This window comes from Aeromicrobium camelliae, from assembly GCF_003850045.1.
GTDB classification, from domain to species: Bacteria; Actinomycetota; Actinomycetes; order Propionibacteriales; family Nocardioidaceae; genus Aeromicrobium; species Aeromicrobium camelliae.
Genome location: NZ_RQJX01000006.1, coordinates 128,751 through 148,987, shown reverse-complemented (window position 1 = coordinate 148,987; position 20,237 = coordinate 128,751). Strand labels below are relative to the sequence as shown.

General features: G+C 69.7%; 20 protein-coding genes. 19 read left to right on the top strand and 1 reads right to left on the bottom strand.

The window, feature by feature from the left end:
• Nucleotides 1-718, bottom strand: a 718-nt coding sequence (locus EHW97_RS06700; RefSeq protein WP_124236388.1) for a DUF222 domain-containing protein, incomplete at its 3' end; no start/stop codon positions are given.
• Nucleotides 719-1,135: 417 nt separating this feature from the next.
• Here EHW97_RS06700 and EHW97_RS06695 point away from each other — a divergent pair.
• From EHW97_RS06695 to EHW97_RS06605, 19 genes are all read left to right on the top strand, one after another.
• A protein-coding gene (locus EHW97_RS06695; RefSeq protein WP_378079894.1) for an IS3 family transposase occupies nucleotides 1,136-2,316 on the top strand; the annotation gives its coding sequence in 2 pieces (ribosomal slippage) (nucleotides 1,136-1,402 and nucleotides 1,405-2,316; 1,179 coding nt in all).
• Between the two features lie 173 nt (nucleotides 2,317-2,489).
• On the top strand, nucleotides 2,490-3,284 hold the full coding sequence (locus tag EHW97_RS06690; RefSeq protein WP_124236387.1) for a thymidylate synthase: 795 nt from the start codon (nucleotides 2,490-2,492) through the stop codon (nucleotides 3,282-3,284).
• Complete coding sequence (locus EHW97_RS06685) at nucleotides 3,281-3,769, top strand: dihydrofolate reductase (RefSeq protein ID WP_124236386.1); 489 nt, start codon at nucleotides 3,281-3,283, stop codon at nucleotides 3,767-3,769. Before EHW97_RS06690 ends, EHW97_RS06685 begins: the two co-directional genes overlap by 4 nt.
• Nucleotides 3,770-3,792: 23 nt before the next feature.
• Nucleotides 3,793-4,215 carry a MarR family winged helix-turn-helix transcriptional regulator gene (locus EHW97_RS06680; RefSeq protein ID WP_166367415.1) on the top strand — a complete coding sequence of 141 codons (423 nt, stop codon included), beginning with the start codon at nucleotides 3,793-3,795 and terminating at the stop codon, nucleotides 4,213-4,215.
• A 9-nt stretch (nucleotides 4,216-4,224) separates the two neighbouring features.
• The gene (locus EHW97_RS06675) at nucleotides 4,225-4,740 is read left to right on the top strand and encodes a DUF2306 domain-containing protein (protein ID WP_124236384.1); all 516 of its coding nucleotides are present in this window, start codon (nucleotides 4,225-4,227) and stop codon (nucleotides 4,738-4,740) included.
• Between the two features lie 4 nt (nucleotides 4,741-4,744).
• Complete coding sequence (locus tag EHW97_RS06670; RefSeq protein ID WP_166367414.1) at nucleotides 4,745-5,536, top strand: thioesterase family protein; 792 nt, start codon at nucleotides 4,745-4,747, stop codon at nucleotides 5,534-5,536.
• 93 nt (nucleotides 5,537-5,629) lie between these two features.
• Nucleotides 5,630-6,544: a GntR family transcriptional regulator YhfZ gene (gene yhfZ / locus EHW97_RS06665; protein WP_124236382.1), complete on the top strand. Its 915-nt coding sequence runs from the start codon at nucleotides 5,630-5,632 to the stop codon at nucleotides 6,542-6,544.
• Nucleotides 6,545-6,558: 14 nt separating this feature from the next.
• On the top strand, nucleotides 6,559-6,939 hold the full coding sequence (locus tag EHW97_RS06660) for a transcriptional antiterminator (RefSeq protein WP_124236381.1): 381 nt from the start codon (nucleotides 6,559-6,561) through the stop codon (nucleotides 6,937-6,939).
• Nucleotides 6,936-7,295 (top strand): DUF2620 family protein, encoded by a 360-nt coding sequence (locus EHW97_RS06655; RefSeq protein ID WP_124236380.1) that lies wholly within the window; start codon nucleotides 6,936-6,938, stop codon nucleotides 7,293-7,295. The genes EHW97_RS06660 and EHW97_RS06655 overlap by 4 nt, the downstream gene beginning before the upstream one ends.
• A gap of 3 nt (nucleotides 7,296-7,298) precedes the next feature.
• Nucleotides 7,299-8,690 (top strand): YhfT family protein, encoded by a 1,392-nt coding sequence (locus EHW97_RS06650; RefSeq protein WP_124236379.1) that lies wholly within the window; start codon nucleotides 7,299-7,301, stop codon nucleotides 8,688-8,690.
• A complete protein-coding gene (locus EHW97_RS06645; RefSeq protein ID WP_124236378.1) occupies nucleotides 8,690-9,610 on the top strand; it encodes a phosphotriesterase family protein in 921 nt (306 codons plus the stop codon). Before EHW97_RS06650 ends, EHW97_RS06645 begins: the two co-directional genes overlap by 1 nt.
• Nucleotides 9,607-10,743 carry an aminotransferase class V-fold PLP-dependent enzyme gene (locus EHW97_RS06640; protein ID WP_124236377.1) on the top strand — a complete coding sequence of 379 codons (1,137 nt, stop codon included), beginning with the start codon at nucleotides 9,607-9,609 and terminating at the stop codon, nucleotides 10,741-10,743. The genes EHW97_RS06645 and EHW97_RS06640 overlap by 4 nt, the downstream gene beginning before the upstream one ends.
• Entirely contained in the window at nucleotides 10,743-11,906 is a 1,164-nt protein-coding gene (locus EHW97_RS06635) for an alanine racemase (RefSeq protein ID WP_124236376.1), read from the top strand. Before EHW97_RS06640 ends, EHW97_RS06635 begins: the two co-directional genes overlap by 1 nt.
• Nucleotides 11,903-13,162 carry a phosphopentomutase gene (locus EHW97_RS06630; protein WP_124236375.1) on the top strand — a complete coding sequence of 420 codons (1,260 nt, stop codon included), beginning with the start codon at nucleotides 11,903-11,905 and terminating at the stop codon, nucleotides 13,160-13,162. The genes EHW97_RS06635 and EHW97_RS06630 overlap by 4 nt, the downstream gene beginning before the upstream one ends.
• Nucleotides 13,159-14,178 carry an SIS domain-containing protein gene (locus EHW97_RS06625; RefSeq protein ID WP_124236374.1) on the top strand — a complete coding sequence of 340 codons (1,020 nt, stop codon included), beginning with the start codon at nucleotides 13,159-13,161 and terminating at the stop codon, nucleotides 14,176-14,178. The genes EHW97_RS06630 and EHW97_RS06625 overlap by 4 nt, the downstream gene beginning before the upstream one ends.
• 53 nt (nucleotides 14,179-14,231) lie before the next feature.
• Nucleotides 14,232-15,146, top strand: coding sequence for a 4-hydroxy-tetrahydrodipicolinate synthase (dapA, locus tag EHW97_RS06620; RefSeq protein WP_124236373.1), 915 nt, complete (start codon nucleotides 14,232-14,234; stop codon nucleotides 15,144-15,146).
• 16 nt (nucleotides 15,147-15,162) lie between these two features.
• Nucleotides 15,163-16,842: a ribonuclease J gene (locus tag EHW97_RS06615; RefSeq protein WP_124236372.1), complete on the top strand. Its 1,680-nt coding sequence runs from the start codon at nucleotides 15,163-15,165 to the stop codon at nucleotides 16,840-16,842.
• A 184-nt stretch (nucleotides 16,843-17,026) separates the two neighbouring features.
• On the top strand, nucleotides 17,027-17,674 hold the full coding sequence (locus EHW97_RS06610; protein WP_124236371.1) for a sirohydrochlorin chelatase: 648 nt from the start codon (nucleotides 17,027-17,029) through the stop codon (nucleotides 17,672-17,674).
• A 51-nt stretch (nucleotides 17,675-17,725) separates the two neighbouring features.
• A complete protein-coding gene (locus EHW97_RS06605; RefSeq protein ID WP_124236370.1) occupies nucleotides 17,726-20,200 on the top strand; it encodes an FtsK/SpoIIIE family DNA translocase in 2,475 nt (824 codons plus the stop codon).
• The last annotated feature ends 37 nt before the right edge of the window (nucleotides 20,201-20,237 follow it).

Below are 20,237 nucleotides of genomic sequence, written 5' to 3'. Positions count from 1 at the left end.
TCGCGAGGTTCGGGGTGCGGGCGGGTTCGTTGTCGGGGTCGATGTGGTCGAGCGCGTCGACGAGCAGGTCGGCGCGGCGCTGGTGCAGGGTCCGGTCGTCCTCACTGAGTGACTTCGCTGCGTGGTCGAGTCGCTGATCGATCCCCGCGAGGACATAGGACGGGAGGTTCTCCGCGAAGAGGTCGCCGGTGCCGTCCTCATGATGATGAATCGTGACCGACCGTTCGGTGACGATGTCTTCGTAGCGTTTCTCGACTTCGTCGGGTTCGTGGCGTGCGATGAACCGCTTGACCCATCGGCGCAGCTCAGCGACGGTGTGCGTGGCGGCGTAGGCGACCGATCGTGCGTCAAGCCGCTCGATGAAGCGCTGCTTCGTGAGCTTCCACGCGCCGTTCGCGATCACCGACATTCGCGCGGCGTCGATCTTGCCCGTACTGAACGCCTTCCAGACGGTTGGCAGGTCGTCACGCGCGGTCTCGGCTTCGTGAATCCGACCTGCGACCTGGTGCTCAGACCAGCCGTTCGCCTGCGCGATCACCGAACGGACGGCCGCGAGCGCGAGGTCCTGCTGCTGCGGCTCCACCTCCCGCTCGATCCGAACGCGTTCGGTATCGAGAACCTGGAGCATCGCGGCCCAGCGTCGGTAGTCCAGCTGAGCACTCTCGCGCCGCAGTTCGGCCATGAAGGCCACCTGCGCGTCGGGAGTGCTCTCGATCATGTTCCTAATCTAGAGAAGACCACCGACACTTTTCGTCCCTTGTGCACAGCGCCTGACTGGGTGGTCGAGTAGGCCCGAGGAACGAGGGCCGTATCGAGACCACATCACGTCAACTGGTCTCGCTCCGTCGCGGCTACGCCCCTTGTGCCACGGCTCCATCACGGCTCGCAGAGCTCGTCGCTACTCGACCACCTACAAGCTCGCTGCTTGCCCTACTCGATGACGTACCCGCATGGGCGGTCGAGTAGGAGGTTGTATCGAGACCGGGTTGCGTTGCTGGTCTCGATGCGCCGCTAGTGGCGTCCCGCATAGTGGTGTAACTGCTCGGTGGTCGGCCCCGTCGTGAACGGGCGTGAGGTACGGATCGGTGACAACTGATCGTTAGTGCCGGGAGGCGCTGGCGGGAAGGATGTCATCATGCCCGGTCCCTATCCGAGAGAGTTCCGCGAAGACGTCGTCGCGGTCGCCCGCCGCCGTGAGAGCGGCGTCACCATCAAGCAGATCGCCACTGACTTCGGAGTCAGCGAGGCGACGCTGCAGAACTGGCTCCGCCAAGCAGATGTCGAGGAAGGCAAGCGTCCCGGTCAGACGGCAGACGAGGCCGCCGAGATGCGAGAGCTGCGCCGCCGTAACCGTCTCCTCGAGCAGGAGAACGAAGTCCTCAGGAAGGCAGCGGCATATCTGTCGCAGGCGAACCTGAAACTGGGTGGCTCCCCAAAATGACGTACCCGCTCGTTGCCGAGCTCGCCGAGGCGGGGATCCCCGTCACGGTGTCGTGCCGGGTCCTGAAGCTCGCAAGACAGCCCTACTACCGGTGGCGCAATGACCCAATCCGCGACGCGGACGTCCTCCGCGCGTATCGGATCAACGCCCTCCACGACGCGCATGAGGACGACCCGACGTTCGGTTACCGATACCTCGCTGACGAAGCACGCCGCGCAGGGTGGCGGATGAGTCGCCGGACGGCGTGGAAGCTGTGCTCGCAGGCTGGGATCCTCTCCTCCGCGCAACGCCGCCGGCGCGGGAAGGGCAAGAAGGCCGGCCCACCCGTGTTCGACGACCACGTGCAACGCGTCTTCCGGGCCGATGCCCCGAACCGGGTCTGGCTCACCGACATCACCGAGCACCGCACGACGACCGAAGGCAAGCTTTACTGCTGCGCGATCAAAGACGTCTTCTCAAACCGGATCGTGGGGTACTCGATCAGCGACCGGATGACCTCGAAGCTCGCGGTCGACGCACTCCGCAACGCCGTCGCCCGCCGCGGCGATATCGCCGGATGCATCTTGCATGCCGACAGGGGCAGCCAGTTTCGAAGCCGCGCCATGGCCCGGGAACTGCGCCGGCACGACATGGTCGGTTCGATGGGCCGAGTCGGCGCCGCGGGCGACAACGCAGCTATGGAGAGCTTCTGGTCGCTCCTGCAGACCAACGTCCTCAACCAGCAGCGGTGGACCACCCGGCAGGATCTGCGGCTCGCCATCGTCGTCTGGATCGAGCGGAAGTACCACCGGCAACGAGCCCAGGACTCCCTCGGCGGCTTGACCCCCATCGAGTTCGAGTCCAAGCTGGCCGAGCCGCTCACCCTCGCGGCCTAAACCACACCTGTCACCAGTTCATTCCTCACGCCCATAGGCGCGCCGTCCCGCGGTCTCGATAGGCTCCCTCGTTCCTCGGTCGCTACTCGACCACCTGCGACGGACGACGTATTCGCGAGATCGGCGCGTGTGGTGCGTCCGGGGTGTCCCTGGTCGGCGGTAGTCTGAGCGTCATGCGGGCCTACCTCGATCTCGTGCAGCGCATCCTCGATGAGGGTGTCGAGAAGTCCGATCGCACCGGCACCGGAACGCTCAGCGTCTTCGGGCACCAGATGCGATTCGACCTGTCCGAGGGCTTTCCGCTCGTGACCACCAAGAAGGTCCACGTCCGTTCGGTCGTGGGGGAGCTGATCTGGTTCATCTCCGGCGACACCAACATCGGGTACCTCAAGGACAACAAGATCTCGATCTGGGACGAGTGGGCCGACGACGCCGGTGATCTCGGTCCGGTGTACGGCCACCAGTGGCGTTCGTGGCCGGCTCCCGACGGTCGTCACATCGATCAGCTCGCGCAGGTCATCGAGAACCTGCGACGCGACCCCGACTCGCGGCGGCACCTGGTGAGCGCCTGGAACGTCGCCGACCTCGACCGCATGGCGCTGGCCCCCTGCCACGCGTTCTTCCAGTTCTACGTCGCGGACGGCAAGCTGTCGTGCCAGCTCTACCAGCGATCCGGCGACGTCTTCCTCGGCGTGCCGTTCAATATCGCCTCCTACGCGCTGCTCACGCACATGGTGGCGCAGGTCGTCGGGCTCGACGTCGGCGATTTCGTCCATACCCTCGGCGACGCCCACCTCTACCTCAATCACCTCGACCAGGCGCGCGAGCAGCTGACCCGCGATCCGCGGCCGCTGCCGACGCTCCGACTCGATCCCTCGATCCAGTCGATCGACGACTTCGCGATCGAGTCCGTCGAGATCCTCGGTTATGACCCGCACCCGGCCATCAAGGCGCCGGTCGCCGTATGACCGTCACCCTCGTCGTCGCGGTGGGGGAGAACGGCGTCATCGGCCGTGACGGTCAGATGCCCTGGCCGCGCACCGGCGACCAAGTGCAGTTCAAGGAGCTGACCTGGGGCCACCCCATCATCATGGGCCGCACGACCTACGAGTCGATCGGCCGTCCGCTCCCCGGACGCACGTCCATCGTGCTCACCCGCGACCCCTCGTGGCAGGCCGTGCCCGAGGTGCGCGTCGTCCACGACGTCGACGCGGCGCTCGCCGCCGCCCGCGAACTCGACGACGAGGTGTTCGTCATCGGCGGCGCCCAGGTCTACGAGGAGCTACGGTCCCGGCGACTGGCTGACCGGATGGTGGTCACCCATGTGGCGCTTGCCCCCGACGGGGACGCGTTCTTCGGCGCGATCGACCCCGGCGAATGGCAGGAGTCGTCGCGCGAGGCCTACGGCGGCTACGACATCGCGGTCTACGAGCACAGAGACTTGCAAGAGTAAGTTTCGGGTGTAAAGTACTGAGCGTGGATCACGCTCACCCTTCTCCTGCTCACGCCCTTCACGTGCTCGTGGCGCGTCTCGACCGCGCCGCCGACCGCATCCTGGGGGAGCGCGCGGGTATCACCTACACGCGGTTCCTGGCGTTGCTGACCATCGACCGGCTCGGCCCCAGCACGCAGCGCGCGATCGCTGATGAGCTGGCGGTCTCCGAGCCGTCGGCCAGTCGCATCCTCGCCGCGCTGGCGGGCGACGACCTCGTGGAGGTGGCGCGTGTGCCCGGCGGCGGAAATCGCCGCACCGTCACGTTGACGGACAAGGGCGGCCGGCTGTTGGCCGACTGCTCGCAGGTGCTGGAGGGGGCCTTCGCGTCCCTTGCGGACTCCGCCGGCATTCGCCTCAGCGACATCGACGACCCCGTACAGCGGCTCCTCGCCGTTCTCTCCTAAGGAGTGCTCATGTGGACACCGTTGCTCGCCTCGCACGCGGCGGCTGCGCTGGTGGCGCTCGGTCTCGGCGCCTGGCAGCTCTTCGGCTCGGCCAAAGGCACGCCCGCGCACCGGCTCATCGGCCGGGTCTGGGTCGGGCTCATGCTCTTCGTGGCCGTCTCCTCGTTCTGGATCACCGAGATCCGGCCCGGGAGATTCAGTGCGCTGCACATCCTCAGTGCCGTCACGATCGTCACCGTGACGCTCGGCCTCGTCGCTGCCGTGCGAGGGCAGGTGCTCGCGCACCGTGGTCACATGACCGGCAGCTGGCTCGGCCTCGTGGGTGCCTTCGTCTTCGCCGTCGCGATCCCGAGTCGCCATGTGCCGCAGTTCGTCCTCACCGAGCCGCTCGGCGCCGCGACCGCCGGTGCGGCGATCGTGCTGACCACGGCCGCTGTCGTCATCGCCGGTCACCTGCTTGCCCCCGCAAGCCCGCGTGGCGGTGAACCGGGGGCGGCCAAGCTGCCGACGGGTCGGGCAGGATGAGGTCGTGACCGACGACACGTACGCACAGGACACCGCCTCCCGGCCGATCGCACCCGGCCGCCGCCAGCTGACGCTCACGGACCGGTGGAACACCCCGCTGGGCAAGCCGAACGGGGGATACCTCCTGGCCGCCATGCTGCGCGGTCTGGCCGCCGAGGTCGAGGGTGCGGGCGATCCGCTCGTGGCGTCGGTCAGTTACCTGCGGTCCCCCGAGGCCGGCGAAGCGGAGCTCGTCACTGAGCCGATCCGCGTCGGCCGTCGCGTTCAGACCGCCTCGGCGACGCTGAGCCAAGAGGGGAAGGGGGTCGCCCACCTCGTCGCCAACTTCGCCGGCCGGCCCGATGGGGGTCGCACCGAGGAGTTAGGTGAAGCGCCGCAGCTGCCCGATCCCGAGCAGTGCTTCGACCCGCTCGCCTCCGGGATGAAGCCCGAGGGCATCTTCGGGCAGGTGGAGTACCGGCTTCCGGGCGCACCGGGATGGGCCACGGGTGCTCCGTCGGGCGACCCGAGCGCCCTGTTGTGGCAGCGGCTGCGTGGCGGCCGGGAGGTCGACTTCCCGGCTCTGGCGCTGCTGTGCGACTCCTACGCGCCTCCGGTCATGGAGATCGGGGAGTCGGTGTCGATGACGGTGCAATTGACCGTGCACCTGCATCGGCTGCCCGCTCCCGGCTGGATCGCGACTCGCCTCCACACTCGCCACGTGGTCAACGGCTTCCACGAAGAGGACTGCGAGCTGTGGGACAGCGAGGGCAAGCTCGTCGCGCAGTCGCGGCAGCTCGCCATCCTGCTCGGCTGATTCTTCCCGGCATTTCCTCACCGGAGCGACCGCGCTGAGACGCGGTCTGTTCCTCCTCTAGTCAATATCCAGAATATTGGATACAGTCACGGCATGTCCCGCATGCAGGTGCTCATGTCGAAGGCGGGTGCCGTCGCGCACCAACTCGCCGTCGAGCTGTCGAGCGCCGCGCCCGGCGACCGCATGGCCACCGTGCAGGAGCTCAGCGAGCGACACGGCGTCGGCAAGGGAACGGTGCAGGCCGCGTTGGCGCTGCTGGAGGAGGCGGGCGCAGTGCGCATCCGTCCGCGGGGGAAGCTCGGCACGTTCATCGCCGAGATCGACCACAGTCTGATCTGGGAGCTTGCCGGCGGACAGTCCGTGTCGGTCGCCATGCCGCTGCCGTACTCCCGGCGGTACGAAGGCCTCGCGACAGGCCTGCACGCCGCCTTCGGCCGCGCCGGCGTTCCGCTCACGCTCATGTTCGTCCGTGGCTCCATCGACCGAGCCCGAGCGCTTCACCAGGAACGCGCCGACTTCGCCGTGATGTCGCGGTTCTCCGCCGAGGCCGAGCCGGGCGTCGAGATCGTGCACGACTTCGGACCGCACACCTACGTCGGCGCGCACGGTCTCGTGGTCGTCGAAGGACGCGACCCCGACGACCCGGATCTTCGCGTCGCCGTCGACCCGGCCTCGGTCGACCAGCGGGAACTGACGATGGCGCGGTTCCCCGACCTGCCGCCCGAGCGACGCGTCGAGGTGTCCTACAACCAGCTCACCCGCTACTTCGCCGAGGGCCTCGTGGACGCCACGGTCTGGAACCTCGACGAGATCGACGCTCACATCTCGATTCCCGTGACGGTGCACCCGCTCGACGGCGTCGACGACCACGCCACCACGTCGGCGGTCATCGTCGCCCGCAGCGGGGCCGACGCGGTCCCCACGCCGGTGCGCGCCGCACTCGGCGACGACTTGATCATGGAGTCCGCCGACGAGGTCGTCGCCGGGCGCCGCATTCCCACGTACTGACAGGACGCCCCTTCATGGATGACCCGCTGCGCCAACGGCTCGAGCTGTTCCGCGCCATGCCCGACACCCCGCCGGGAGTCGTCGACTTCGTCGAACGAGAGCTGCACCGGCTCGAGAGCGACTACCTCGTCACCGAGGCGACCGCCGGATCGCTCACGTCGCACCTCGTGGCCGCGCTCGGGCGGATGATCCGCGAGGAGCCGGACATCGATCCGCCGGGCGACACCGTCTACCGCGAGGTCGTCGATGCGTTCCCCACCGCGGTCGACGCATCCGCCGACCTTTCCGCCCGCGCCCACCAGGAGCTGGGAACCGGATTGTCGGCGATCGAGCAGCAGTACCTGAGTCTTCACCTGGGCACCCTCGCCCTCACCGCACGCAAGGAGAAGTCATGAGAATCATCGCTGGGGGAGTGGCGAAGGCCGAGGTGGCCGAAGCGCTGCGCCCGTTGCTCCGCGACGAGGACACCGTCGTCATCGGCACCGACATGGACGCGGCCGTCCAGCTGAAGTCCGGCCAGGCCGACTACTACCTCGGCACGTGCCACACCGGCGCCGGGGCGAGCCTCGGCGTGCTCGTCGGATTCCTCGGATCGGACAAGACGCACACCTTCGGCCGCACCGTGCCGAGCGCCCAGGCGGTGCAGGACGCCGTCGACGCGGGCAACCTCGCCTTCGGTTTCGCGCTCGACCAGGTCCAGGACGTGGTGCCCCTGCTGTGGGCGGCGCTCGACGCGAAGCGTGAGGGCTGACCCATGACCCTTCTCGCTGCGGAGACCACCACCGTCTCCTTCGACCCCTGGCAGGCCGTCTTCGTCATCGTCCTGTGCGCCTTCGCGGCCGTCATCGCCAACGCGGCCCTCGCCGTGTTCAACGACGGTGCGCGTCCGTTCCTGCTCGACTACATCCAGGGCCGCTCCACCCGGCTCGCGACCGCCACGATCGTCTTCGGTCTGTCGGCCGGCTTCATCTTCGGGCTCGGCGCGCCGATGGCGCTGTCGACCGGCGTCCTCAACCCCTGGCTGGTCTTCCTGCCGGTCGAGATCCTCGGCCTGCTCGCTCCGTGGCGTTCCCTCGCCGCGGTCGCCGGTGCCGCTTGGGGCGCGGTCTGCGTCTTCGGACTCAACGCCGCGAACTCGGCCGCCACGGCCCTGCCCATCGACTTCATCACGTCGCTGCAGCAGATCTCGACGCCGATCCTGTGGCTGTTCACGATCTTCCCGGTGCTGGCCATCACGCGCCAGTTCGGCCGGGTCAAGGGCCTCATCACCTTCGTCGCCGAGATCGCCGTCGTGCTGCTGTCGATGAAGCTGTGGCCCGACCTGTTCGCCGGCTCCATCGCCATGGCGCTCGGCGTCATCCTGCTGCTGGTCTTCGCCGTCACGCGCGACCGGGCGACAAAACGGGTCGCTGTGCTCGAACTCGCCGGCAAGTCCGAGGCAGAGCGGCAGGCCTACGCCGACCAGCAGGCCGCGTCGGCCGCCGCGTCGGACCAGCTGTTCGGACCCAACGCCGACCGGCTGCGCAAGAACGTCGTGTGGCTGGCCGTTCTCGGCGGACTCGTGTGCGCGCTCGCCGCGAGCGGCGTGTTCGGCGGTGGCGAAGCGACGAGCTTCCTCGTCGCCGACGGCTCCTACGCCGAGGCCGCGCAGGTCGACTTCCTCCGTGCCTTCGGCTTCGTCCCGCTGATCGCGACGACCGCGCTCGCGTCCGGCGCGTACGCGATGGCCGGGTTCACCTTCGTCTACCCGGTCGGTTACCTCACGCACCTGCTGGTGGACCAGTGGGCGCTCGCACTCATCATCGCGTTCGTGCTCGGCGCCATCATCATGAGCGCCGAGGTGCTGCTGCTCAGTGCTCTCGGCCGCTGGCTGCAGCACTGGCCGAGCGTCCGGGACGCCGCCGACCACATCCGCAACGCGATCACCGAGTCGCTGTCGCTCGCGATCCTCGTCGGTTCGCTCATGGCCGGCCTGGCGATGGGTGGCGGCCTCGGCATCGCGATGGTCGGTGGACTGTACCTGCTGAACGAGTCGATGGGACGTCCGATCGTGCGGATGGCCGCCGGTCCGACCGCCGTCATCGTGAGCGGTGTGGTGCTCAACCTGCTGTACCTCGTCGACCTGGTCGCGCCGGTGGCGTCCTGATGCCGATCCGCACTGTCAACGGGCTCCTCGAGCCCGACGAGGTGAACGGGCCGGTACTGGCGCACGAACACCTCACGCTCGACCTCACCACGGCGGACGACCCGTCCGCCGTGGTGAGCGACCGCGACGCCGTGGTCGCAGAGCTGGCGCGCGCGAAGGACGAGCACGGGCTCGCTCTCGTCGTCGACCTGACCTGTCGAGGGATGGGCGGCGACGCCGCCGCCGTGCGACGCATCGCTGAACGCGCCGGTGTCGAGGTCGTCGTGGCCACCGGCTGGTACTACGAGCGGTTCCATCCGCAGGGCGAGCCCGGTGACTCGGTCGAGCGGGCCGTCGAGCTGCTCGTCCGTGACATCCACGACGGGGTGGGCGAGAGCGGCCTTCGCCCCGGCGTCCTCGGGGAGATCGGCAGCCACGGTGCTGCGAGCCCGGCGGAACGGACGAGTCTGCTGGCCTCCGCACGTGCCGCGGCGCAGACCGGCCTGTCGCTCGCGACCCACGCTCACCTCGGCAGCGGCGCTCTCGAGCAACTCGAGCTGCTGACGTCGCAGGGCCTCGAGCCCCATCGGATCTCGATCGGCCACCAGGACCTCAGCGACGACGGCGACCAGCATCGCCGTATCGCCGAGGCCGGCGCGTACATCGCGTTCGACACGGTCGGCAAGACGTCGTATCAGGCCGACGAGCGCCGCCTGACCATGCTGCTCGACCTCCTCGAGGCAGGGTACGGCCGCCACATCCTGCTGAGCAACGACATCTCACGCGACAGCTATCTCACCGTCAACGGCGGCCAGGGTTTCGGGCACGTGCTCGGTCCCTTCCGTGCGGCGCTCGACCGCCACGGGGTCGACGACGCAACCGCCGATCTGCTTTACCGCGCCAACGCGCTGCGCTGGCTGAATGGAACGGAGAAACCATGAGCTCCCTGGCTCACGGCAGCACGGAACGTCCCACCCTGCCGCCGACGACCCCGCTGCCGATCGCCACCGCCGAGGACGCGATCGACGCGCAGCAGCGTCTGGTCGAGGCGATCGCCGAGCATTTCCCCGACGGGGCGATGTTCCGCGCCGACGTCGGAGTGCTGCCCGGGCTCGGACAGCCGGACACCACGCGTCGGGCCGAGCTGACGCTGGCGCAGGCCTTCGGCGCCGAGGACGCCTGCCTGGTCCAGGGCGCAGGTACCGGTGCGATCCGTGCGGCGCTCTCCGCCGGGCCCTGGGCCCGTGGCGAACGGCGGCTCCTGGCGCACGCTGCTCCGGATTACTCGACGACGGGCACGACCTTGCACGACGGCGCGGCCGAGGTCGTCCGGGTCGACTTCGATGACGAGGCGGCGTTCGACCGGGCCCTCGCCGAGGATCCCGCGCGCTGGGTGTACGTCCAGCACACGCGGCAGCGGTTGACCGATCAGCACCAGCCCGGAGACGTCATCGCGCGCGCTCGGGCCGCTGGACGGCACGTCATCGTGGACGACAACTACGCGGTCTACCGCACGCCGCGGATCGGTGTCGAGTACGGCGCGAGCGCCTCCGCATTCTCGCTGTTCAAGCTCAACGGACCCGAAGGTGTCGGGGTCGTGCTCGGCGATGCGGCCATCGTCGAGCAGGCGCGAGCGGCCAACTACTCCGGCGGCGGACAGGTGCAGGGCGGTCAGGCCCTCGCCGCGCTGCAGGCGCTCGTCATGGTCCCCCTGAACTGGGCCGCCCAGGCGCGCGCTTCGGTGGAGCTGGCCGAGCTGCTGGTGTCGGGTGAGGTTCCCGGCATCGTGGACGCGCGTCTGGCGAACGCCCAGGACCTCTGCGTGATCGCGCTGCTCGACCGCCCCGTCGCGGGCGACGTTCCTCAGCGGGCCGCCCGCTTCGGTGCGGCGCCCTATCCGGTCGGATCGAACTCGCGGTACGAGATCACGCCGCTCGTCTATCGCCTCTCCTCCTCGACGCTCGACGCGCAGCCGGAGCTGCGTGACTGGGCCGTGCGGATCAACCCGATGCGGGGCGGAGCGCGCCTGACCGCGCGGATCCTGCGGGACGCGCTTGCCGGGGGCGACCGCTGATGTTCCTCACCATGACGGAGCGGCGCAACCCTGCGCTGATCGACGTCGCCGTGGCGCTGCACCAGTCCGGCGCGATCGAACCCGACACCTACGTCATCGACCGCGATACGGTCGGTGCCAACGCCGCGGCACTCGCCGAGACCGCGCGGGCCCACGACGTCGGCCTGTGGTTCGTCTCCAAGCAGTACGGCCGCAACCCCCTGATCTCCGAGACGATCGCCGAGCACATTCCGGCCGCCGCCGCCATCGACCATCGTGAGGCCGACGCCGTGCTCGCCGCAGGGGCACGATTGGGCAATCTGGGGCACCTCGTGCAGGTACCGCGTCGTCGGCTGCCTGCTCTGCTCAGCCACGACCCCGATTTCGTCACAGTCACGGACACGGCCAACCTCGAAGCAGTCGACTCCGTCTCCGGCGAGCTGGGCCGTCGCCAGCGGATTCTGCTGAAGATCCGCGGAACGCAGGAATCGACGTACCCCGGCCAGGACGGCGGGTTCGAACCCGACGCCGTGGCGGCCGTCCTCGACCGGTACGCAGGACTGAGGGGAGCGGAGATCGCCGGTGTCACCGGCTTCCCGTGTCTCAGCTTCGAACCCGAGACAGGGCGTCCCGAGCCCACGCCCACGCTCGACCGCGTGCAGGCGGCCGCGAAGGCGATGCGTGAGGCGGGGATCGACCCGGTCGTGTCGCTGCCGAGCCACACCAGCGTCAGTTCCATCCCCGAGATCGCGCGACTGGGTGGCGCGTTCGGTGAGCCGGGTCATGCCCTCACCGGGACGACTCCTCAGCATGCCGTCGACATGGACCTGCGCGAAGTGCCGGCGCTCGTGTACGTCTCCGAGATCGCCCAGCTGGGCACTGCTCCGAGCGTGTTCGGAGGCGGCTTCTACCACCGCGGACATGCCCGTCACGTGATCGTCGCGACGCCCCGAGGGCGGCGGCGTGCGGTACTGCACAAGGCCCCGGCAGCGAGCATCGACTACTACCGGCGATTCACCTGGGTCGATGACGGTCCCGAGGCCACGATCGGTGACACCGCCGTCATGGCCCTCCGGACGCAGATCTTCGTCACCCGGTCCCGGGTCGCGGTGGTCTCCGGAGTCGGGACCGGACGGCCGCAGCTGGACGGCATCTACGACCCCGTGGGAAGGCGTGTGGCATGACCGCTGGCTCGCACCGATCGGCGACGATCCTCGTCCTCGACGGTTTCGGTATCGGCGCGATGCCCGACGCCGCCGCGCTGCGCGTTGAGGACGCGTCGGCGGACACCCTCGGGGCCGTCGCCGACTGGTCGCTGCGTGAGCGCGGCCGGCCGCTGCGCGTCCCGCATGTGGCCGGGCTGGGGCTCGTGGAGGTCCGGCCCGACCTCGCCGCCGGCCTCGCCGCTCCCGCGCCGTCGCTGCGGACGACCGGCGCGCGCACCGGGCTCGGCTATCCCGGCGCGGACTCGTTCGCGGGCCACCAGACCCTCATGGGCGCGGACATGTCCCACGTGGTGCTGTGCAAGCTCGCCGAACGGCTCGATGTCGTGTCCGAGGCGTTGCAAGCGCGTGGCCACGACGTGCAGACCCTCGACGGGCGCCCCCTGCTCGTCGTCGACGGTGCCGCGCTCGTGCACGACAACCTCGAGGCCGACCCCGGCCTCAACTGGAACGTCTCGTGCCGTCTTGAGGACTTGGACTTCGACGCGATTCTCGAGATCGCTCAGATCGTGCGCGGCGTCGCGCCCGTCGCGCGCGTCATCGCCGTCGGCGGCCATGCGGACGGAGCGCTCAGCGACGCGGTACGCGACGGAGCCGACGGCACAGTCGGACTGGATACACCGGCGAGCGGGTTCTACCGCAACGGCGGGCTGGAGGTGCAGCATCTCGGTGCGGCCGTCGACCATGCCCGGCAGCTTCCCGAGGCGGCAGCACGGGCCGGCCTTCCCGTCACTCTGATCGGCAAGGCCGCCGATCTGCTGGTCACCGATGCCGAGGTGGACCGTCGTCCGGCAGTCGACACGGCCGAGATCATGGCGGCTGTCGCGGCGACTGCGGGAACGGGCCTCGTCGTCGCGAACGTGCAGCAGACCGACCTGGCCGGCCACTCGCAAGACGCCCGGGCGTTCGCCGACCACCTCGAACTCGTCGACGAGGCGCTCGCCAGCGTCGTCGAGCGGCTCGGCCCCGAGGATCTGCTCGTCATCACCGGCGACCACGGCAACGACCCGTCGGTCGGCCACCCCTTCCACACCCGCGAGTGGGTTCCGGTGCTCCTCGCGACGGGCGGCGAGCCGCGGACTCGACGCGGCTCGGACGCCGACTCGCTCGCTGACGTCGGTGCCGCCGCCGCACACTGGCTCGGCCTCCCGGAGGGAGCCCTGGCGATCGGCGATCCTCGAGCACTTCTCGAACCCGACCCTGAAAGGACGACATGACCCAGATCGGCGGCGCGATGCGCCGGGAGATGCAGGACCAGCCGGAGGCGCTGGCCGCGATGGCCGGACGACTTCCCGGCCTGATCGCCGAGCTGCGCGGCGCCGGGGTGCATCGACGCGCCGGCCTGGCGATCCTGGCGCGGGGATCCAGCGACAACGCGGCGCGGGTCGCGGCCTACAGCGCCCAGGTGCGCAGTGGGATGCCGGTCAGTCTCCTCTCACCGAGCGTCTACACCTCGTTCGGCCAGACGACCGAACGGTACGGCGACTGGGTCGTGCTCGCCGTGTCGCAGTCGGGACAGACTCCCGAGATCGTGGACCTCGCGGGTCGATTCCGCGAGGCAGGGTCCCTCGTCGTGGGCGTCACCAACGACGAGAACTCCGCGTTGGCGCAGACCGCGAGCGTTCACCTCGCGCTCGGCGTCGGGCCGGAGACGGCAGTGCCGGCCACCAAGACGGTGACGGCGCAGATGCTCGCGGGAACGGCCGTGGCTGCGGCGGCCAGCGACGCCCAGCTCGACCCGGCTGCCGTGGCGTCGCTCGGCGACCACGCCGCGGCGCTCCTCGACGACGCGTCGGCGCTCGACCCGGCCGTCCGGGCCGTCACCGCGGCAGGGAAGGTGGCGATGGTCGGCCGAGGTTTCGCGGCGGCCGCCGCCTTCGAGTCCGCGCTGAAACTGCAGGAGACGACGGGAATCCTCGCCCACGGCTTCTCGACGGCCGACTTCCGTCACGGTCCGGTGCGGCTGGCCGTCGGCGGCACGCCGGTCGTCGCCTTCGCCGGATCGACCGCGCCCGATGCCGACACGACGGCGCTCGTCGCGGACGTGGCCGCTCATGCACCGGCCCTGCTCGTGGCGCCGCACGGCGACGTCACCTTCGCGGCGACCGAGCCGGAGTTCGAGGCGATCCTGGCGACCATCCGCGGCCAGCAGCTCGCGCTCGCGGCATCGCTCGCCTTGGGGCTCGATCCGGATCACCCGAGCGGCCTGTCCAAGGTGACGATGACCGAGTGAGTTGCGGCGATCCTGACCGCTCTCGACGGCGGCGCAAGCGGTAGCCTCGGAACATGACCTCGCCCCTCGCCTCGACGTCCGCGCCGTTCGGCCGGGTGCTGACCGCCATGGTCACGCCGTTCGCTGCCGACGGTTCACTCGACCTCGACGCGGCGCAGAAGATCGCCACGCATCTGGTCGACCACGGCAATGACGGAATCGTCGTGAGCGGCACGACGGGGGAGTCGCCCACGACCACGGGCGCCGAGGACGGCCAGCTGCTGGCTGCGGTGCTCGAGGCGGTCGGCGACCGGGCGAGTGTCGTCGCGGGCGTCGGCACCAACGACACGCGGCACTCGGTCGAACTGGCCGAGCAGGCCGCACGGGTGGGGGCCGACGGACTGCTGCTCGTCACGCCGTACTACTCCAAGCCGCCGCAGTCCGGGATCGTGCTGCACACGCAGGCCGTGGCCGACGCCGGGGGCGGCCTGCCGATCATGCTGTACGACATCCCCGGTCGCACCGGCCTGCAGATCGCCGAGGAGACGTACCCCCGCCTCGCTGCGATCGAGCCGGTCGTCGCCGTCAAGGACGCCGTCGGTGACCTCGAGCGAGGAGCGTGGCTCCTGCGCGAGACCGACCTCGCCCTGTATTCGGGCGACGACTCGCTCAACCTCGCGTGGCTGACGATCGGCGCTGCCGGCGTCGTCAGCGTCGTCGGCCATGCCGCCGGCGACGAGTACCGCGCGATGGTCGAAGCGGTCGACGCCGGCGATCTCGCCACTGCGCGCCGCATCAACCTCCAGCTGTTGCCCCTCGTCCGGGCCCTCATGAACCACGTCCAGGGAGCGATGTCGGCCAAGGTCGCGCTCCATCTGCTCGGCGTCCTCGACTCCGTGGCGGTGCGCCCGCCGCTTCCGCCGGTCGAGGACGCGGACATCGCCGTGGTGCGCGAGGGTCTGGTCGCCGCCGGTCTTCTCGACCGCTGACCCATGTAAGGACCCTATGAGCCACATGCACACCGAGCTCGGACCGCCGCCACCTCTGCCCGACGACGCGTTGCGGGTCATCCCGCTCGGCGGTCTGGGGGAGATCGGCCGCAACATGACGGTCTTCGAGTTCGGCGGCAAGCTGCTGATCGTCGACTGCGGGGTGCTGTTCCCCGAGGAACACCATCCCGGCGTCGACCTGATCCTCCCGGACTTCGGTCCGATCCGCGACCGCCTCGACGACGTCGTCGGCATCGTGCTCACCCACGGCCACGAGGACCACATCGGTGGCGTGCCGTACCTGCTCCGCGAGCGTGGTGACATCCCGATCATCGGCTCCAAGCTGACGTTGGCCCTCGTCGACCCGAAGCTCAAGGAGCACCGTCTCAAGGAGGTCCCGCGCTACGTCGTGGCCGAGAACGACGTGCTGTCCTTCGGTCCGTTCGAGTGCGAGTTCGTCGCGGTGAACCACTCGATCCCCGACGCGCTCGCCGTCGCGATCAAGACTCCGGCGGGCGTCGCACTGCACACGGGCGACTTCAAGATGGACCAGCTGCCGCTCGACGGCCGCATCACCGACCTTCGTGCGTTCGCGCGGCTCGGCGAGGCCGGGGTGGACCTGTTCCTCACCGACTCGACCAACTCCGATGTGCCCGGCTTCACCACCGCGGAGCGTCAGATCACCCCGGCGATCGACGCCGTCTTCGCCAAGAGCAAGAAGCGCATCATCGTCGCCTCGTTCGCCTCGCACGTGCACCGCGTCCAGCAGGTGCTCGACGCGGCCGCCAAGCACGGCCGCAAGGTCGCGTACGTGGGCCGTTCCATGGTGCGCAACATGCAGATCGCTCGCGAACTGGGCTACCTGCACGTTCCCGACGGCGTCGTCGTCGACCGTGTGGACGCCGCCCCGCCGGAGAAGATGGTGCTGATGTCCACCGGTTCGCAGGGCGAGCCGATGGCCGCGCTCTCGCGGATCGCCAACCGCAGCCACCAGCAGGTCAGCCTCGAGCCCGGCGACACCGTGCTCCTCGCGTCGTCGCTGATCCCCGGCAACGAGAACGCGGTGTACCGGGTGATCGACGGCCTCACCAAGCTGGGGGCCAACGTCGTGCACAAGGGCAACGCCCTCGTCCACGTCTCGGGTCACGCGTCGGCCGGCGAACTGCTCTACTGCTACAACATCGTCAAGCCGCAGAACGTCATGCCCGTGCACGGCGAGATCCGGCACCTGCACTCCAACGCCGAACTCGCACGCGCCACCGGCGTCCCGAACGTGATCCTGGCCGAGGACGGCTACGTCGTCGATCTCATCGACGGTCATGCGCGCATCGTCGGCGCCGTGGACTGCGGTTACGTGTACGTCGACGGCTCGTCGGTCGGCGACCTCACGGACAGCGAGCTCAAGGACCGCCGGGTGCTGGGGGAGGAAGGGTTCGTGTCGGCCGTCGTGGTCATCGACTCCACCACCGGCAAGATCCTGTCCGGCCCGGAGATCCACGCCCGCGGCCTGGCCGAGGACGACCGGGTGTTCGACGAGATCCAGCCGAAGCTCGTCTCCGCATTGGAGGAGGCCCTCGGACAGGGGACCCGCGACGCCAACCAGTTGCAGCAGATCATGCGCCGCGTGCTCGGTTCCTTCGCCGGTCGCAAGCTGCGACGCCGCCCGATGATCATCCCCATCGTCCTCGAGGCCTGACACGGGTTGTAACGCAACCCGGCCACCGCTTTAACCCCTGCGAAACAGCCGCTGAGCAGCCTTGAACCATGAGGCGGCCAGTCCGGCGGCACCGTGGCGGGGGTGGTGGAGGGTGAGACCGACAGTGATCGTGTGCGCGCGGGGTTCGCATTCGCACGCGGGACGATCATCACTCGCCGCGACCGTGCACGCGGTCCGGCGCGAGTCACGGGACGTCGACGTCGTCGACGCGTTCGTCGACCTCCAACAGCCCGACATCGCCGACGTCGTGCAGCAGACGCAGGGGCGGCGCATCGTCGTGCCGCTCACGCTCTGGCACGACGACGCCACCGCGCGCGAGGTGCACGGACTCGCTTCGGGAGACGCGGACGTCACCGTGACCGCGCCGATCGGGCCGGACTGGGTGCTCGCCGAACTGGGGGTGCGGCGGCTCATCGAGGCGGGCGCGCGTCCCACCGACACCATCGTCCTCGCCGGGGGGCCGGCGGACAGCGAGCGCGCCGTGCGTGACATCGGCAAGGCGGCGCGCCTGCTCAGCGCGGTGTGGGGTGGCCGCGTGCACGTGGGGACGACGTACGGCGGGCTCGGCTCTCCGCTCGCCGAGGCGATCGACATCGCGCGGGCCTATCAGCGGCGGGTGGTCGTCTCGATGTACGCGCTCACCGCGCCGGCGACGGTCCGCGGGATCGGCGACCTCGGGGCCGATGTCGTGACCGGTCCGCTGCTCGCCCCGGGTGCCACCGACCCGACCGTGGTGTCGCTCATCCTGGCTCGCGCCGCCGCACGCGGTTCCTGGGTCCCGGTCGGGCGCGATCCGGCCCGCGGAGCCTGACACCGCGCGTCGGAGCCGGGCAACCCTCGAGTCGTGGTTTAGCCTTGGAGCATGGCGACCCGAACGTCTTCCCCGTCGCGCAAGCGACCGTCCGGAGGCCAGGCCAAGAAACCTGCGGCGAAGAAGCCGCAGGCACGTAAGCCTGCACCCAAGTCCACGACGCGGTCCGGCCCGAGCGCGGGCGGCACCGCGGTCCAGGCCGTCGGCCGCGGGGTGGCAGCGGTCTGGTCGGGAATCGCCGGTGCCACCGGCGCTGTCGTGCGCAGCGTCGGTCACGGTGCCAAGGAACTCGACCCCGCGCAGCGCCGCGACGGGGTGGGCTTCGCCATCCTCGCGCTCGCCATCGTCACCGCCGCCGCGGTCTGGTGGGACATCTCCGGGGCTGTTGGACGAGGCGTGCGCCAGGCTGCCACGGGCAGTGTCGGACTGCTCGCGTGGGCGATCCCGATCGTGCTCGCGGTCGTCGCCTGGCGGACCTTGCGTCATCCGGACCGCAATGGCCCGGCCGGTCGCCAGGTGATCGGCTGGAGCGCGATCTGCGGTGGCGTCCTCGGGCTCGTCCACCTGGCGCACGGTGTGCCGCGCCCGGGCGACGCGGAGGGCAGCATGGGCGAGGCCGGGGGAGCGGTGGGCTTTCTGTTCTCGGCGATCCTCGTCGACCTGCTCAAGAGCCCGTTCGTCGTGGCCCCCCTGCTCGTGCTGCTGACGCTGTTCGGCGTGCTCGTCGTGACCGGTACCCCGGTCTACGCCATTCCCGAACGCGTCCGCGCCGCTCGCGACCGAGTCCTGGGGCGTTCCGCCGTCGTCGACCCCGAACCCGAGCCGGAACCGGAGAAGAAGCCCGCGCGCAAGCGCCACCCTCGCACGGCCTTCGAGGCGGACGAACCGTTCGAGAACCCGCTCGTCGAGGGTCCGGACGAGCCGGACGCCATCGACGTCGCGAGCGCCGTCGGTCGGCCGGAGCCGGTCGTCGAACCCGAGCCCGAGCCGGTCGCGGAAGCGCCGCACCGCCCGATCGAGCCGATCCCGGTGCGTGCGGAGCAGCTCGCCCTCTCCGGCGATGTCGTCTACACGCTGCCCGACCCGAGTGCGCTGCGCGAGGGAACGCCGCCCAAGGCGCGTTCGGCGGCCTCCGACGCGGTGGTGGAGCGACTCACCGAGGTGCTCGAACAGTTCCAGATCGACGCCACGGTGACCGGTTACACCCGCGGCCCGACGGTCACTCGGTACGAGGTCGAACTCGGCCCGGCGGTCAAGGTCGAGAAGGTCACCGCGCTCAGCAAGAACATCTCGTACGCCGTCGCGTCGAACGAGGTCCGCATCCTGAGCCCCATCCCGGGCAAGTCGGCCATCGGCATCGAGATCCCGAACGTCGACAAGGAGATGGTCTCGCTCGGCGATGTGCTGCGGTCGAACAAGGCCCGCAGCGACCACCACCCGATGGTGATCGGCCTCGGCAAGGACGTCGAGGGCGGCTTCGTCGTCGCGAACCTCGCCAAGATGCCGCACCTGCTGGTCGCGGGTGCGACCGGCTCGGGTAAGTCCAGCTTCGTCAACTCGATGATCAGTTCGCTGCTCATGCGGGCGACGCCGGACGAGGTGCGCATGATCCTCGTCGACCCCAAGCGAGTCGAGCTGACGGCCTACGAGGGCATCCCGCACCTCATCACGCCGATCATCACCAACCCCAAGAAGGCCGCCGAGGCGCTGCAGTGGGTCGTGCGCGAGATGGACATGCGCTACGACGATCTCGCCAACTTCGGCTACCGTCACATCGACGACTTCAACAAGGCGGTGCTGGCCGGCAAGGTGCAGGCGCCTCCCGGCAGCGAGCGGGTCATCGCTCCGTATCCGTATCTGCTCGTCGTCGTCGACGAGCTCGCGGACCTGATGATGGTCGCGCCGCGCGACGTCGAGGATTCGATCGTGCGCATCACGCAGCTGGCGCGCGCTGCAGGTATCCACCTCGTGCTCGCGACCCAGCGTCCGAGCGTCGACGTCGTGACCGGTCTGATCAAGGCCAACGTGCCGAGCCGGCTCGCGTTCGCCACCAGCTCGCTCGCCGACAGCCGCGTCATCCTCGATCAGCCCGGCGCGGAGAAGCTCGTCGGCCAGGGTGACGGTCTGTTCCTCCCGATGGGCGCGAACAAGGCGATGCGCATGCAGGGTGCGTGGATCAACGAGAGCGAGATCGAGACGATCGTCGCGCACTGCAAGGAGCAGCTGAAGCCGAGCTACCGCGAGGACGTCACGGTCGCGCAGCAGAGCAAGCGCGAGCTCGACGACGACATCGGCGACGATCTGGACCTGGTGCTCCAGGCGGTCGAGCTGGTCGTCAACACGCAGTTCGGCTCCACGTCCATGCTGCAGCGCAAGCTGCGGGTCGGGTTCGCCAAGGCGGGCCGGCTCATGGACATCCTCGAGAGTCGTGGCGTGGTCGGGCCGAGCGAGGGCTCGAAGGCGCGCGACGTGCTGGTCAAGCCCGACGACCTGGAAGACGTGCTGGCGAGCATCCAGGCAGGCTGAGCCCTCTCGGCACTGCCCGGGGCGCTCCGGCGTTGCA

Coding starts and splice junctions, on each gene's coding strand:
- EHW97_RS06685 (WP_124236386.1), top strand. CDS start 3,281: ATGACCGTCACCCTCGTCGTCGCGGTGGGGGAGAACGGCGTCATCGGC.
- EHW97_RS06625 (WP_124236374.1), top strand. CDS start 13,159: ATGACCCAGATCGGCGGCGCGATGCGCCGGGAGATGCAGGACCAGCCG.
- EHW97_RS06615 (WP_124236372.1), top strand. CDS start 15,163: ATGAGCCACATGCACACCGAGCTCGGACCGCCGCCACCTCTGCCCGAC.
- EHW97_RS06675 (WP_124236384.1), top strand. CDS start 4,225: ATGTGGACACCGTTGCTCGCCTCGCACGCGGCGGCTGCGCTGGTGGCG.
- dapA (WP_124236373.1), top strand. CDS start 14,232: ATGACCTCGCCCCTCGCCTCGACGTCCGCGCCGTTCGGCCGGGTGCTG.
- yhfZ (WP_124236382.1), top strand. CDS start 5,630: ATGTCCCGCATGCAGGTGCTCATGTCGAAGGCGGGTGCCGTCGCGCAC.
- EHW97_RS06605 (WP_124236370.1), top strand. CDS start 17,726: ATGGCGACCCGAACGTCTTCCCCGTCGCGCAAGCGACCGTCCGGAGGC.
- EHW97_RS06640 (WP_124236377.1), top strand. CDS start 9,607: ATGAGCTCCCTGGCTCACGGCAGCACGGAACGTCCCACCCTGCCGCCG.
- EHW97_RS06655 (WP_124236380.1), top strand. CDS start 6,936: ATGAGAATCATCGCTGGGGGAGTGGCGAAGGCCGAGGTGGCCGAAGCG.
- EHW97_RS06660 (WP_124236381.1), top strand. CDS start 6,559: ATGGATGACCCGCTGCGCCAACGGCTCGAGCTGTTCCGCGCCATGCCC.
- EHW97_RS06630 (WP_124236375.1), top strand. CDS start 11,903: ATGACCGCTGGCTCGCACCGATCGGCGACGATCCTCGTCCTCGACGGT.
- EHW97_RS06635 (WP_124236376.1), top strand. CDS start 10,743: ATGTTCCTCACCATGACGGAGCGGCGCAACCCTGCGCTGATCGACGTC.
- EHW97_RS06645 (WP_124236378.1), top strand. CDS start 8,690: ATGCCGATCCGCACTGTCAACGGGCTCCTCGAGCCCGACGAGGTGAAC.
- EHW97_RS06650 (WP_124236379.1), top strand. CDS start 7,299: ATGACCCTTCTCGCTGCGGAGACCACCACCGTCTCCTTCGACCCCTGG.
- EHW97_RS06690 (WP_124236387.1), top strand. CDS start 2,490: ATGCGGGCCTACCTCGATCTCGTGCAGCGCATCCTCGATGAGGGTGTC.